At 52.5% G+C, this 14,555-nt stretch carries 12 protein-coding genes and 1 tRNA gene; 7 read left to right on the top strand and 6 right to left on the bottom strand.

The window, feature by feature from the left end:
- The first annotated feature begins 102 nt into the window (after positions 1 to 102).
- Positions 103 to 1,461 (top strand): hypothetical protein, encoded by a 1,359-nt coding sequence (locus GKC03_07235; GenBank protein NYT12323.1) that lies wholly within the window; start codon positions 103 to 105, stop codon positions 1,459 to 1,461.
- A 2-nt stretch (positions 1,462 to 1,463) separates the two neighbouring features.
- Here GKC03_07235 and GKC03_07240 read toward each other — a convergent pair whose 3' ends face one another.
- Complete coding sequence (locus GKC03_07240) at positions 1,464 to 2,207, bottom strand: TrmB family transcriptional regulator (GenBank protein NYT12324.1); 744 nt, start codon at positions 2,205 to 2,207, stop codon at positions 1,464 to 1,466.
- A gap of 74 nt (positions 2,208 to 2,281) precedes the next feature.
- Here GKC03_07240 and GKC03_07245 point away from each other — a divergent pair, with 74 nt between their 5' ends.
- Genes GKC03_07245 through GKC03_07255 form a run of 3 tightly spaced genes read left to right on the top strand, consistent with a single transcriptional unit; the run spans position 2,282 to position 5,196 of the window.
- Complete coding sequence (locus tag GKC03_07245; GenBank protein ID NYT12325.1) at positions 2,282 to 3,829, top strand: radical SAM protein; 1,548 nt, start codon at positions 2,282 to 2,284, stop codon at positions 3,827 to 3,829.
- 9 nt (positions 3,830 to 3,838) lie between these two features.
- Positions 3,839 to 4,012 (top strand): 4Fe-4S dicluster domain-containing protein, encoded by a 174-nt coding sequence (locus tag GKC03_07250; protein ID NYT12326.1) that lies wholly within the window; start codon positions 3,839 to 3,841, stop codon positions 4,010 to 4,012.
- Positions 4,009 to 5,196: an NAD(P)/FAD-dependent oxidoreductase gene (locus GKC03_07255; protein ID NYT12327.1), complete on the top strand. Its 1,188-nt coding sequence runs from the start codon at positions 4,009 to 4,011 to the stop codon at positions 5,194 to 5,196. The genes GKC03_07250 and GKC03_07255 overlap by 4 nt, the downstream gene beginning before the upstream one ends.
- Before the next feature lie 22 nt (positions 5,197 to 5,218).
- Here the strand turns inward: GKC03_07255 and mvk are convergent, their stop codons facing one another.
- The 3 genes from mvk to GKC03_07270 form a co-directional block, all read right to left on the bottom strand.
- A complete protein-coding gene (mvk, locus tag GKC03_07260; GenBank protein ID NYT12328.1) occupies positions 5,219 to 6,139 on the bottom strand; it encodes a mevalonate kinase in 921 nt (306 codons plus the stop codon).
- 51 nt (positions 6,140 to 6,190) lie between these two features.
- Positions 6,191 to 6,691, bottom strand: a complete 501-nt coding sequence (locus GKC03_07265; GenBank protein ID NYT12329.1) for a hypothetical protein — start codon at positions 6,689 to 6,691, stop codon at positions 6,191 to 6,193.
- A gap of 130 nt (positions 6,692 to 6,821) precedes the next feature.
- On the bottom strand, positions 6,822 to 7,949 hold the full coding sequence (locus tag GKC03_07270) for an aminotransferase class I/II-fold pyridoxal phosphate-dependent enzyme (GenBank protein ID NYT12330.1): 1,128 nt from the start codon (positions 7,947 to 7,949) through the stop codon (positions 6,822 to 6,824).
- A 233-nt stretch (positions 7,950 to 8,182) separates the two neighbouring features.
- Here GKC03_07270 and GKC03_07275 point away from each other — a divergent pair, with 233 nt between their 5' ends.
- Positions 8,183 to 11,605, top strand: a complete 3,423-nt coding sequence (locus tag GKC03_07275; protein NYT12331.1) for an MMPL family transporter — start codon at positions 8,183 to 8,185, stop codon at positions 11,603 to 11,605.
- A 58-nt stretch (positions 11,606 to 11,663) separates the two neighbouring features.
- A complete protein-coding gene (locus GKC03_07280; GenBank protein ID NYT12332.1) occupies positions 11,664 to 12,161 on the top strand; it encodes an N-acetyltransferase in 498 nt (165 codons plus the stop codon).
- Between the two features lie 172 nt (positions 12,162 to 12,333).
- On the opposite strand, the gene GKC03_07285 is transcribed toward GKC03_07280, so the two are convergent.
- Positions 12,334 to 12,440, bottom strand: a tRNA-Leu gene (locus GKC03_07285).
- Between the two features lie 263 nt (positions 12,441 to 12,703).
- On the opposite strand from GKC03_07285, the gene GKC03_07290 reads away from it, so the two are divergent.
- Positions 12,704 to 13,948: a pyridoxal phosphate-dependent aminotransferase gene (locus GKC03_07290; GenBank protein NYT12333.1), complete on the top strand. Its 1,245-nt coding sequence runs from the start codon at positions 12,704 to 12,706 to the stop codon at positions 13,946 to 13,948.
- 46 nt (positions 13,949 to 13,994) lie between these two features.
- Here the strand turns inward: GKC03_07290 and GKC03_07295 are convergent.
- Positions 13,995 to 14,555, bottom strand: a 561-nt coding sequence (locus GKC03_07295; protein ID NYT12334.1) for a M24 family metallopeptidase, incomplete at its 5' end; no start/stop codon positions are given.

A 14,555-nucleotide genomic window follows, 5' to 3' on the forward strand; every position in this document is an offset into this window, starting at 1 on the left:
CTGCAGCTACCTGCAGGCTACATACATCATGGATTCATCAGGTGGTATTGGCTCAGGAAATCTATTATAGGATTCAATTAATGCTCCGAGAAGAGGATTGGGATGCTTTCTGTAGTAATGGCTTTTCTGGCCATCGGGGCAATCATAATAATAGGATTCATCTCGAACCTGCTTTTCAACAAATCAAAGATACCAGATGTCCTGATCCTCATACTTCTTGGGTACTTGATAGGCCCGGGCGCCTTTGGAATAATCGACCAGGATATGTTCAACATCATAGAGCTGATGGCACCATTCCTGGCGGCTTTGGCCCTGGCTATGATAATGTTCGATGGTGGCCTCGGCCTCAACTATGATCAGGTCCTTGGCTCGCTAACCCGGACAATGCTCCATACTATAGTGGCCTTCGTCCTATCGATAATTATCACCACTGCCATCGCGTTCATGTTGATGGGTTGGGACTTCATAACCTCACTTCTTCTGGGAGCGATACTCGGTGGAACGAGCGGGGCGGTGGTGATCCCGCTGGTCAACCGTCTCAGGGTCTCTCCGAAGACGCGGACCTTACTCACCATCGAGTCGGCGCTGACCGATGTCATAGTCATCGTGATGGCCATGTCGATAATCCTTCTGATGCAGTCCCACACGGGAGACCTTGGACCCACGATCCAGGGTCTGGCGGCGGCGTTCTTCGTCTCCTTCATGATCGGTCTGATCTTCGGCATCTTCTGGTTGAGGATCCTGGCAAAGCTCAATGGTCAGCCGTTCTCATACATGGTGACCATCGCTGTTCTGTTGATCATGTACGCCCTCACTGACATCCTGGTCGGCCAGAGTGGTGTGGGGGCCATAGCAGCCCTTGTATTCGGGCTGGTCCTGGGCAACAAGGAGGAGTTCGCCCGGATATTCAAGAAGTTCAAGGGGGAGTACCATTTCAACGAGGAGATCAGACAGTTCCACTGCGAAATATCCTTCTTTGTCAGAACATTCTTCTTCGTCTATCTTGGAATGGTCTTCAGCGTTACGCCCGTGGATACAACTTACATCGTTCTGGCATTGGGCATTTTCCTGGGCCTGGTCGGGGTAAGGTTCCTCGCCGCGAACATCACCTCTTCGGTGTTCAGGCTCACCAGACCCAACAAGATGGCGGTGTTCTTCATGATGCCCCGCGGACTCAGCGCGGCGGTACTGGCATCCTATCCGCTGGCCCTTGGCGTGGTTAGCCCCGAGGTGGGTGCAGCCTTCCTGAGCGTGACCTTGGTTGTGATCGTTCTCACCACGGTCATGGCCTCGATCGGGTCGTTCACCATTGAGAACGCAGCACCGACGCCCGAGCAACAGAGGAGAATGAACCTTATCTCGAGGAGCAGGTACGCAGCCAGATGGCTTGAACAACGTGATAGAAACGGGACAGATGGCAATGGCACCTCGGATTCGGACCTCATCGATCTGGAGGAATGACCTCAATCCTGTCCCAGTTGCTCCATTGATATCCTGAGAAAGTTCTCCAGATGTTCGACAAGGAATGGGTTGTCCGTGAACCCGCAAAGAGAAAGGTCCGGGGTGGCTATGAGCGCAATCTCTCCATCACTGAATACATCCGTGGCCAGAAGTCCCGTTCTTCGATGGAGATTTGTGCTGGATGGCACCTTAACGAATGGCTCGGTTATGATAGTGACCTCCACGCCCCTCTTCAACGCTTCCCTGAACTTCGTTCCGTGAACCTGCCTGATGACCCGGATAAGGGGGCTGGAGATGATGAAGCTGCTCAGCGATGAATCGAGTATTTCTCCGATCTTTGCGAGCACCTTCTCCTTTCCAACTATTGTGAAAACGAGCTGCGGAACCCCCCTTTCGCTAAGTATTCCCTGTACCTCGTTCAGCTTGTCGAAGGCTTCCGAGATCTCTTCGACAATTTCCATCTTGATATCTAAGGGAGGAACTGGATGGAAGATGGTGGGTCTTCCCTCGATGGATGTAACGAATCCTTTCTCCTCCAACGATTGGAGTACTTTGTAGGCCGAAGTGCGAGGAATACCTGCCGTTTCTCCAATCGCCTCTGCCGACCCCCGGTCCATGATTACGAGTGCGATGTATGTCTTCGCCTCGTACTCAGAAAGACCCAGTTTCCTGAGGATTGCGGACACAGATTCGTACTCCTCCTCCAAGGTACCTGCATTCATGTTGAAAATGTTCAAGAAATCCATGGGATTACGTGTAGCTATACCAACTACATAAGTATTAAATCCTTACCTTACAATTCAATCCGTGGGATGTATTCATGTTAATTCAAGAGAGTAAACTCAAGAAGGGACTTCCAAAGCAAACGGAGTCCTTATGTCCCGAGTGCGGTAAGATCATTACCGCAACCATCTTCGAGAAGGACGGCAAGGTCTTGATGGAAAAGGAATGTCCTGACCACGGAAAGATAACCGATGTGTACTGGTCAGATGTGGACCTCTACCTCAAAGCCGAGAGCCTGGCCTTCGATGGAGTGGGCGTTTCCAATCCCCTGATCCCCGATGCGAAGGTCTGCCCTGATGACTGCGGCCTCTGCCAACTTCACCTTAGCCATACCTCACTCGCAAACCTCGATCTGACCAACCGCTGCAATATGAAGTGCCCCATCTGCTTTGCCAATGCGAACGCCGCAGGGTACGTGTACGAGCCCTCCTACGATGAGGTCGTCCAGATGATGCAGACACTGAGGGATGAAAGACCAGTTCCATGCACTGCAATCCAGTTCGCCGGAGGAGAGCCCACCATATACCCCAGGTTCTTCGATGTCATAAAGAAAGCAAAGGAGATGGGATTCGCACAGGTCCAGGTCGCCACCAACGGAGTGAAATTGGCCAATGACCCCGATTTCGCCAGGAAGTGTGCCGAGGCAGGCCTGAACACGATCTACCTTCAATTCGACGGCCTTCGTGAGGACATTTACGTGGCGGCCCGGGGCAAGCCAATGCTAGAGACAAAGCTGAAAGCCATCGAGAATGTCAAGGCACTGGCCAAGCCCCCTTCGATCGTGCTGGTACCCACCATCGTGAAGGGAATAAACGACGATCAGGTCGGTCCCATCCTGGAATTCGCCATAAAGAACAGTGATGTGATAAGAGGCATCAACTACCAGCCAGTGGCATTCACTGGAAGGATCAGCAAGGAGCAGAGGGAGAAGGAACGGTACACCCTTACTGACCTGGTCCACGATGTTAACGATCAGACCGGTTACACCAATAACGACGATTGGTTTCCGGTCCCTGTCGTGGCACCTATCTCCACCTTCGTCTCCGCACTCCTTGAGGAGGAGAAGGTCACTTTCACCGCGCACCCGCACTGCGGTCTAGCCACCTATCTGTTCGTTCAGAACGGTAGGGTCATCCCCATCACCAGATTCATCGATGCCGAGAAGCTGCTCGACGGACTGTTGGAGCTCACCAAAGAGATGGAGGGGGGGAAGAGCAAGACCCTGTCCAAGCTCAAGGCGTTCTCCATTCTTAAGAAATCCATAATCAAGGAGAACCTGCCCGAGGGTCTCTCCATGACCAGGTTCCTGAAGACCATGCAGACGGTGTTCAGCGACGATACCAAGGAGGGACTTTCCGAGTTCTCATGGAACATGATGTTCGTGGGCGGTATGCACTTCCAGGACGGATACAACTACGATATCGAGCGCGTGAAGCGCTGCGTTATCCATTACGTAACACCGGATAACAGCATCATTCCTTTCTGCGCGTACAACGGTGGTCCGACCTATCGTACCCGCATAGAGAAGAAGTACTCCGTGCCCATAGAGGATTGGAGGAAGACCAAGGGCGAGGAGTATACCTGAGGTATTAGAATGATAGTTACAGTTGAGATATGCATGCACTGCGGCGCTTGCGCGGGCTCCTGCCCCAAGAATGCCGTTTTCCTGAATGACACCCTTCCCGTATTCACGGACGCCTGCAACCGCTGTGGACGATGCGTGAAGGTCTGCCCTGTAGGGGCTCTAGAGATGGAGGCCAAAGCATGAAGCGTAAGTGCGATGTACTGGTGGTTGGAGCAGGACCTGGTGGAAGCTCGGCCGCCCGCCACGCCGCAGAGGCTGGAGCGGACGTATTGATCATCGAGAAGCGCCAGGAGATCGGGTCCCCAGTCAGATGTGCCGAGGGCGTATCGCGCGCCTGGTTCGAGGAGATCAAGGTCCCGGTGGACAAGAAGTGGGTCGCCAAGGAGGTCGATGGCGCCAAGCTCGTCTCACCCTCTGGAAGCTCATTCTACGTCGATGAGAAGATGGCCGGCAACGAGGTGGGAATGGTCCTCGAGCGTCACCTCTTCGATAAGGCCATGGCTGCCAACGCGGCAAGGGCTGGAGCGGAGATCATGCTCAAGACCTCGGCCACCGGCGTGGTGAAGGAGGGAGACAAGGTGGTCGGTGTCACCGCTTCCAGCTACGGAGAGCCCTTGGCAATAGAGGCCAAGATCGTGATCGCCGCCGACGGATTCGAGTCACAGGTCGCTAGATGGGCGGGTCTGGACACCAGCCTCACGCAGAACGACATCACCACATGCTTCCAGTACAGGCTCACTGGGATAGATATCGAGCACATGTACACCGAGTTCTTCATCGGTAGCGCTGCGCCAGGAGGTTACGTTTGGGTCTTCCCCAAGGATGAGGATACTGCCAACGTAGGATTGGGCATCCTCCTCTCTCAACTCAAGAAGCCAGGAGAGGTGAAGGGATACCTGGACAAGTTCATCAAGGACAACGAGCGCTTCACCAAAGGACAACCGTTGGAGGCCGTGAGCGGCGCGGTGTCCGTCTCACACCCGCTCGACGAGACCGTCATGGATGGCATGATGCTGGTGGGAGATGCAGCAAGGCTGATCGACCCCATTACAGGAGGGGGCATTGCCCATGCATGCCTCTCCGGCATGTACGCCGGAAAGGTGGCCGCTAAGGCCCTTGAGGCCAATGACTTCAGCAAGGAGTTCTTCCAGGAGTATGAGACGCTCTGGCGCAACAGGCTTGAGGACAAGCTGTGGCGCAACTGGATGGCAAAGGAGAAGCTCGTAACCATCACCGATGAACAGTTCGACCTGGTCATCGAGACCCTTGCCGAGGCGGGGGTCGATAAGATGTCCGTCTACAACATATTGAAGGTTATCAAGGAAGAGCTTCCAGATCTCGTGAAGGATTTCGAAGAGTTCATCTGAAACCCGAAAGACCGATCCCGTCCTATTCCAGCCTGACACCTGGCACTCCGGTATGGACGATGATCGGTTCACCGCCTCTTTCTTCAATGGCCCTGCAGACCTTCTCAGCCTCCGTGGTCAGGGCGATCATGCTCCCGCCTCCTCCAGCTCCGGTGAGCTTAGCACCTAATGAATGGGGCAATGCTGCTTCCACAAGGGCGTCGAGCTCCGGGCAGGAAACCCCCAGCCTCGATAGAAGGGAGTGATCCTCCGTCATGAGTTCTCCAAGAACATCCGGGTCATTCTTCTTGAGTGCCTTCATACCTTCCAGGGATATCTCACCGATCCGGTCGATTGCCTCTCTCGCCCAGGGGTGTTCCTCCACCCTCGTCTTGACCATATCTACAAGCGGACCGGTTGAGGCATGGATTCCGGTGTAACCAACAACAATGGTCAGCTCAGGAACTCGGAGATGGTGTATATGCCACAACCTCTCATCCCTTCTGATCGTCCAAAGATGGTCCTTCCCTTTCTTACGGTTCACAAAGATACCGTGTCCATGAGTGCTTACCGATGTATCAATAGGGCTGGCCCTCCCCTGAACCTCTGACTCGACTTCAAAACCCAGTCGTGCCACCGTGGGCTGATCGAAACCGCTCCTGAGCTGCATGAGGGCTGCCAGGGTCGCGGTCGTAACGGCGGCCGAGGACCCCAAGCCCGAACCGGAAGGGAGATTGGAGAAGGTCTGAACGGATACCGGATCGCCCATCCAGACCTTGTCCATCGCCGCATTGATATACGAACGGTAGGTAGTGTCCATCACCTTGCCGTTGATGGTGAACTCGATGGATGGCGTTGCGATGCATCTCAACCTGAGATCTATCGCCACAGCTATCGCGGGCAGGCCAAACACAACGGCGTGTTCGCCCAGAAGAATGAGCTTCCCGGGTGCTGAAGTTATCACCATCTATGACCCGAACGGTCCCAGAACCTAAAACGATTTGTCATCGTATAATCAGAGATTGTATTCCTCGGTGATCTCCTTGACGGCCCGGTTAGGGCTCTTGTTATCCAGCTCCTCTCTCTTGGTGTTCCACCAATTGGTCTCGAAGGTCTCTAGGGCACAATCAAGTTCGTCCTCGGTCTCGAACTCACTGCCATATTCCTGGAAGAATTCGTCCTGGAAAGCCTTCATCAAGTCCGTTCCGTACTTACGGTTCACAAGGGCGACCCGCAAATATTCATCCAGGTTCTTGGCTACTAGAAGGGCGACCTCACCTGGCTGAGACCCCATGATAAGATCCAGGAGTGAGTTTGTCGCCATGACGAACATAATCTCAAGCTTCTTCTCAAGAGGGGCATCAGACTCCATCACCTTCTCGTTCATCAAGGAGAGCCAAAGGTCTCCCAGGGCAACAGTCCGTTCGTGATTCTTCTCGAAGATGATCTTCTCAGCTTCTTGGTCTACTATCTCCCCGAAATCCACAACATCCTCTTGGTCATCGTTTCCGTTCATATTCGTGATTCCTCCTGTTTGATCCCCAATTCTCAGACATGAATTCCAATCTCTGATTCAGAGTGCTATCTGCGATCACCTAGACTGTAACCCACGTAATAGTAATTTGTCCCGCAATCGGAATGGGCTATCAGAGGGTCTCCACCACATCCTTGACGATCATCAGGCCTTTCTCGATGTCCTCCTCTGATGCCGCATAGGAGAAACGAAGATGCCCTTCGCCCCTAGCACCAAAGGCAATGCCCGGCGAGCAGATCACGCCCTGGGAAGCGATCGCCTTTGCAAGTTGCATGGAGGGAATGTCCATGTCGTAGGATGGGAATGCGAATATAGACCCCTTGGGCAGGTCGCACTTGAACCCGGGTATCTCATTTATCATCGATACCATCTTCTTCCTTCGGTTGTCGAAAACTGGGACGACCTCCTCCAAGAATTCCATCATGTAGGGCATGGCAATGTTCACCGCATACTGGATAGGAGTTGGGGGACATGCCATGGTGTAATAGTGCATCTTCGATATCTGCTTGATAGCCTCTTCGTTAGTCACCAGATATCCAATACGCCATCCTGTGGTGGCCATGGACTTAGAGAACGAGTTGACCACTATGGCGTTATCCAGATGTTCGCAGAATGAGAAGTGCTCCCCCTCGTAGATGTAGTTATCATACACCTCGTCGGAGATGATGTAAATGCCATTGTCAGATGCGATCTCTGCCAAGGAGTTGAATGTCTCCCGGGATATTACCCCCCCAGTGGGATTTGAGGGACTGTTCACTACAATCGCCTTCGTTCTGCTGGTGATCTTCTCCTGGATCTCGTCCATATCGGGCTCGAATCCCCCTTCCTCACTGAGGCCGTAGGTGATAGGTTTCGCTCCTGCCAGAACCGCGTGGGGATGGTATAGTACGAATCCTGGCTCCGGTATTAGCACCTCATCTCCAATATCATACAACGATTGGCTGATGACCAAGAGGGCTTCGGTCGCCCCTGATGTGATCACTACGTTGGACGAGGTAATCCCCTCGCAGTATCTCTCTAGATAGTTGGACACTGACTCCCTTAATGAGCTGAGACCTATGGTGGGACCGTACTTGTTCATTCCCATGTCCAAGGCGCTTTTCAATGCCTCCTTGGCGACCTTTGGAGGTTCGTAGTCTGGTTCCCCCAATCCCAGGTTGATAGCGTCTCCGCCCACAAGCTCGAAGATCTCCCTCACCCCGGAGGGATTTACAGAAGTGATCCTGTTGGAGAACATGATGGATTGGTGAACATCAACTGTGAATTTGCATTTTGTGTGATACGTGTTAACATAGAACAATATATCGGGCTCGATTCTCCTTCTCCAGTATCATCGAATTGAGAGTAATCACTGAGGTCAATCGATTTTCTAACTCCTCCAATTCATCAATGAAATTCAAAAGAACAGATTAATTTAGTATTAATTCGTCAACCCCTTCCAAGCGTAATACCTGGCAGGCGGGAGATGGGAAAGTGGGAACATTCAACAACATCGGCAAGTTCATCGCAAAGAGGTACAAAGCGATCATAGTGTTCTGGATAATTATTCTCGCCATAGCGATTCCTTTCGCGCCGAGCGTCATGGAAGCCGTGGAATACAACATGCTGGCAATGGCACCTGAGGACATGGAGTCCATGCGGGCGCAGGAATACATCGATGCCAACTTCAACATCTCCATGGACGGATTCTCTACCATCATAGTCTTCAAGGGTGAGGGGCAGAACTCCGTTCTCGGGCAGGAACTCAAGGAAGCGATCTTCAACATATCTAGCGACATCTCTGGTAGAGAGGAGATGCCCAATAACACTGTAATCTCGATCTATACGCCCCTGCTCGACAACTACACCGATATCGTGGTCAGCGGCATAGTCGACGTCAACAGGCTGGCGAACGGAACGGCCATGCTCATCTTCGGCATGCCGTCCATGTACCCAATGCTGTGGAACATAACTCTCGAATCTGGTTTGATGTTCTACGGCTGTGGGGACGCTTTTGCGCTCAACTGGATCGCTATCCATGACATCGATCCTGATGCCAACACCACCGAGGTCGACTCCCTTGCCTACGAGGCGACCTGGGACGAAATCGAGTTGATTCTCGACATAGCTAACGTCTCAGCCGAATTCCAGGATCTGTTCTGGATCTGGTACGAGGACTTCTCTGCCGCCTGGAACTCGACGAGCGGCGACCCTGTGCTGGTGGACAATCCTCTCGAAAGGGAGGAGCATGCCATCAACTCTGCTTTCCCTGGGTTCTGGGAGGATGCGAGGCAGTACTTCGAGGATATTGGACTCGAGGACCTTTGGCCCATCGCCGGGGAAATATTCAACAGGACAGTCGAGATGCTTGACCCCCTGGATTTCGTGGATCCATATCGCGTGAATGCGGTTTGCCACACCGTGGTCAACGACATAATCCAACCGTACCTTGTGCAGATCCCATTGGACCTGAGGGCTCCGATCGAGGATTTCATACATGGATTCCAGCAGAAGTGGGATGACAACACCACCGCCTCGATCAGCAGTAACTGGACGCTGCACTTGATACCGAACATGACCCAGGAGCGGCAGTTCGTGGAGGAGCTTGTTCCGCCCCTCGTGGACGCTTTGCCAAAGGCGGGAGCAGAGGTTGTGGAGGCCGTGTACGCCCTGGGATGGGATCAATGGTCGAACTCCACCGCATTCAATGATACCGTCATACTGCTCACGCATGAGACCCTTGGCGATGTGGATGATGATCTCATCCTGGAGATAATCGGTCTGGGACTCAACGTCACAGATCAGCAGATCCGGGAGATGTCCATCGAGCTGGTCCTGGACACCTCTCTGGTCGACTATCCGATCCCCATACCTGAGGGAATTCTCAAGATGATAGTTAATGTGCCGTCCAACGACACGATGCTGATGACCATAACCTATGACAAGCTGCCCGATGGTACTTACCTGGATGGAAGCCAGTACATTCCTCAGGTCAGGGAGATCATCCGGCAGAGGATCTCATCCCTTTCCGGAATTGAGGTTCTGGTCTCCGGCATAGATGGCATCACCTACGACATAGAGACCTCTTCCATGGAGGATATGGAGAAGATAGATCCCGTGAGCATAGTGCTGGTCATCATCCTCATAGGGTTGTTCTTCAGATCTCTGGTTTCATCCATTATCCCGCCATCCATCATCGGAATGGCGTTGATAATAGCCCTCGTGGGCATATTCCTCTTGGCCACCTACGTCATGGAGGTGACCAACTACGTCCTGGTGCTGGTCATGGTCACCATGCTCGGTGCTGGATGCGATTACTGCATCTTCATCCTCTCCCGCTACCGGGAGGAGAGAGTCCTTGGAAAAGAGAAGAAGGAGGCCGTCATAGAGGCCGTGACATGGGCGGGAGAGTCCATCACCACCTCCGGTTTCACCGTGATGATCGGATTCGGGGTGCTATCGGTCTGCAGCTTCAGCATGGTCAGCTCAATAGGCATCTCGCTCGCGATGGGGATATTCATCGCGCTCATGTTCGCGCTGTTCTTCCTTCCTTCACTGATCATGCTTCTTGGGGACCGGGTCTTCTGGCCCACCACGATCGAATACGTGCGGGAGAGAAAGAAGGATCCGTCCAAGGCTGGCCGTATGTCGAGGCTATCGCACAGGTACTTCGAGCATACCGCCCGAACCTCGATCAAGTATGCCAAGATCCTGGTCGTGGCGGCGATCATAATCTCGCTCCCTGCAATCTACGTTGTGACCAATCTCGATACCTCCTATGACATGATAGGGACCATGCCCAACTCTGAATCGAAGACGGGAGTGAACGACATAGTAGATGGATTCGGCGGGGGTATGATCAGCCCGGTGTTCATAGCGATCGAGTTCGACTCGAGGATCTACAACGGCACGGGTGAGATGACCGATAGAGACGATCTGCAGAACATCTCCGATGAGGTGCTGGAACTCAATCTAAGCCAGGTTTTCGACCTCAGGTACTTCCCGATAATCGAGGACATGTGCGACGACATCTCCACGATGGGCAACATCAGGGAGGTCACATCCCCGACGAGACCCTATGGGGACACGATAGACTACCTGAACTTCGACAACTACACCATCCTGGAGCAGGCTGAGTTCTTGCTCATGATGCAGAAGGACATGTCGAGGAACGGCAGCGGCGTGATGATCCAAGTGACCATGGAGGACCAGCCGTACTCGGAGGAGTCGATAGGGACGGTCACTGGTCTCAGGGAACTCATAGCACAGGAGGTGGAGGAACGACCTGAGCTGGTGGCCGCCTACCTTTCGGGCGGGACAGCCCTGATGTACGACATCTCGATGCTGGTGAGCGGGGAGTTCAACCTCATGGAAATGCTCGCCATTCTGCTGATATTTGTCATCCTCCTGATAGTCCTGGGCTCGGTGTTCACTCCGATAAGATCTATTGTGACGATCCTGACGAGTGTCATATGGACTCTCGCGCTGACCGCTATCGTATTCGAGTACGTGCTTGACGATCAGCTTCTCTGGCTGATGCCCATAGTGCTCATCGTTGTCTGCCTCGGTTTAGGCATGGACTACGACATCTTCCTCACAACCAGGATTAGGGAGGAGGTGCACAAGGGCAAGCCCATGAAGGAAGCCATTGTAGATTCGGTGAAGGCCACGGGAGGCATAATCACCATCTGCGGTCTGATCATGGCCGGTGCCTTCGGGACTATGACCCTCTCGGGATCGGTGATGCTCCAGGAGTTCGGGTTCGCCCTCGCTTTTGCTATTTTGCTAGACGCGACAGTGGTGAGGATGTACCTGGTCCCGGCGATAATGTCCTTGATGGGGAGGTGGAACTGGTGGGCCCCTGGAAAGCTGCAGAGAACAAGAACGAGCCACCTGGAGGAAGTAGAGGAAGAGTAGAGAGTCGGCTCCGTACGAAATAAATATGATGGACGAAGACCTTCAAACCAAGGGAAGAATGTCCAGCTCAGACTATGAAATACGCCAGTTCCGTGAGGAAGACCGGGAGCGGATCATTGAGATATTCAATTACTACATCACGGAATCGTATGCGGCATATCCCTCCGAGAAGGTCGAGCCGGAATTCTTTGACCAACTGATGCACGGTTCCCACTCGTTCTATGTGGCAGAGCATGAGGGCAGGGTGGTGGGATTCGCATTTCTCAAACCTTATCTGCCTATCGCGACCTTCAGGACAACTGCAACGGTAACCTACTTCATTGACCCAGTTCATAGACGATCGGGGCTTGGAACGCATATCCTGAGGACGCTCGAGTCAGATGCTAAGGAGAGAGGCATTCACACCCTTCTCGCCCACATATCTTCGAGGAATGAGGAGAGCGTAAACTTTCACAAGAAGAATGGTTTTTCCGAGTGTGGGCGTTTTCCTGAGATAGGGATGAAATTTGGAGAAAGGTTCGACGTGATATGGGTGGTCAAGAAGCTAGATTCTTGACTTCCCACCAACAGTGAACAAACTCTTTATCGCCTCATCCCGATTCGTGAACGATGGATGGTAGGGATACTGGCTTCACGACAAATATATTTAATAAGACAAATTGAATATATAGCGTGCTAATTCATGTCTATGACATTTCTATTTCTTATCTATAACCCCAAAAAAGTAGTGCGAGGGACCGGATTTGAACCGGTGAACCTCTTCAGGAACAGATCTTGAGTCTGCCGCCTTTGATCGATGCATTCAGCATCTTTGACCTGGCTTGGCTACCCTCGCCTGACAAGGGTTCGTAAATGCCCATGCATTAATAAATCTTGTTGAATGCAAAGTCATATCAAGCTGTGATAATCCTCCACCAAAGACAGGGAGATAGTGGAATAAGCCCGTTCTTTTCAAAGGAGGATTTCACAGATTATCGTAATTCGCATTCGTTCCAGTAACCCCGACGCTATATTCCTTGGGTTTTTATATTCGAATTTCGTTAACCAGTGGCTAGTGATATAGTGGCACGTTTAGGATTATCTAGGTTAGTCGAGGACATGCTCAACAGGCCATCCGCCATCCGCGAGATCATGCGGATGACCGACGAGAAGAATGTCCGCCGTATGGGTCTCGACCCCACCGACATTATTTCATTCGGGGGAGGATGGGTTGGCCACAAGGCACCTGAGAGGCTCAGAGAGATCTACCAGGATATCTGTGCCGATCCTCAAATCTTCCATGAGGCGGGGGCCTACCCGCCAACGCCCGGACTCAGGGCATGCAGGGAACAGCTGGCTCGCCTTGACGACGAGCTGTTTGGAGTGGAAGTGAGGGAAGAGAACGTTCTCATTTCCCAATCATCCACCCAGCTCACGCACGACGTCTTCAGGGCAATTGCAAATCCGGGGGATTGCGTGGTGCTCCTAGATCCGACCTATGCCAACTACTACGGGCAGCTGGTCTTCTCGTTGCCCCACTACAACGGTGGGGTGAAGCCAGAGGCGAAGGTGGCGTATCTCAAGACCTTTGATGCGGAGACATGGTCATTCATGCCAGATGTCGATGCCTCAATAGGAGAGCTGGAGGACATCTTCCGAAAGGAGAAGCCTAACTCCATGCTGATCCCGTCTCCAGACAACCCCACTGGACAGGTTGTCAGCGACAAGTTCGTCAAGGCTGCCATGGAACTGTGTCAGGAGAATGACGCGTATCTTCTGCTTGATAACGCGTACAAGACACAGTGCTTCCTTGAAACCATGCCTGATTACTACTCATGGTCCCCGGATGAGTTCGAGAACCTCATTCTCATCTACTCGAACTCGAAATGGGCTAGAGGTCTAGGAAGGAGAATGGGATGGATAATAGCCTCCGATATGGTGGTCAATGGACTAACCCAGATGCTGAACTATTCACTCCTCTGCGCCGACAATCTTCACCAGCTGGCGATGGCGGGATTCCTTGAACAGACATTGGACGATGGAAGCCTCAAGAATTACTTGGATGATACTCGAAATGCCTACAAAAGGGCGGCCAAGGTCACGGTGGATGCCATCGACGAGTACTGCGGTACAAGAAGGCTTTTGCCACAGGGAGGAATATACACACTAGCTGAGTTCGGGGATGGGAGCGATTCCTTCGTAACTGAGCTGATGAAGAACACTGGCGTCCTATTCGTTCCAGGCATTGGCTTTGGAGAGAGTGCGAGACCTGGAGTCAGAGTTTCCTATGGACCTCTTGTAGAGGATATGGACAAGATCGTAGAAGGCATGAAGCGAGTGGGCGAGTACCTGCACGAAAACTGATAGGTGCGGAGATCAGGTTTCGATACTCTAAATTCATTAGAATGATTCAGGAAGATGTCAATATCTCTATCTTCGAGTTCTTGACAAGGACCGTGTGCTCGGCCTGGGTCACTATACCATTCTTATACTCGTACAGGATTGGATAGCTGGATATCAAACCGTGTCTCAACAAAGTCTTCAGATAGGCTGGAGCATTGTTGTCCATAGCGGTGCACCACCGTTCGCAGAACGGCAGCTTGTTGAACTTAGTTCTGATCTCATTGAAGAACTCAAGGGCTTTCTTATCCTTGAGTGGGCGCTCCCGGAGAACCCTGAAGATATTGCCGGGTTTGCCGTTCTTGACCTGCCCTCCACCATCGGTGGCGAAAGGTTCGATCGCGATTACCATGCCATTCTTGATGCGAGAGAGGTTGCCGTCGTCTATATTGGGAATTGTCATTCCAGCGTGAAGGCAGTATCGGTCCATCCCATGGCCTGTCAGATTCACAACTGGGAAAAATCCATCGTCCTTGATGCTCCTCTCTATGGCACCGCCCAGGGTGCTCACCGTCACGCCTTCCCCTATGATCTCAAGGGCGATAGCGAGTGCCCTTTTTGACGACTCTAT

The organism is Methanomassiliicoccales archaeon (assembly GCA_013415695.1).
In the GTDB taxonomy this organism is placed as follows: domain Archaea; phylum Thermoplasmatota; class Thermoplasmata; order Methanomassiliicoccales; family JAAEEP01; genus JAAEEP01.